The 278-nt window shown below is 69.4% G+C and carries 1 protein-coding gene; it reads left to right on the top strand.

Translation table 11 applies throughout. The annotated features are described in order from the left end of the window. Positions 1-278, top strand: a 278-nt coding sequence (locus SB751_RS29930; RefSeq protein ID WP_410749014.1) for an aldehyde dehydrogenase family protein, incomplete at both ends; no start/stop codon positions are given.

The raw sequence follows: 278 nt of genomic DNA, 5'->3' as shown, positions 1-278 counted from the left end.
CACGTGGGAGGTCGCGCCCTGCCTCGCGTCCGGCACTACGGCCGGGTGGAAGAGGCGCGCACTGTCCCCGCGCACCGCCTCGATACCCGGCGATCGCGCGCTCGAAGCCGGCATTCCGGCGGGCGCGTTGAATGTCGTGCACGGCTTCGGCAAGGAACCCGGCGAGCCGCTGGTGGCGCACCCCGATGTGCATGCGCTGTCGTTCGCCGGAACCACGGCCACCGGCAATCGCATCGTGCAAAGCGTGGGCCTGAAGAAGTTTTCGATGGAACTCGGCG

Origin of the sequence: Cupriavidus sp. SIMBA_020, assembly GCF_046535395.1 — a bacterium.
GTDB lineage: Bacteria > Pseudomonadota > Gammaproteobacteria > Burkholderiales > Burkholderiaceae > Cupriavidus > Cupriavidus campinensis.
This window is presented reverse-complemented; position numbering and strand designations above follow the sequence as displayed.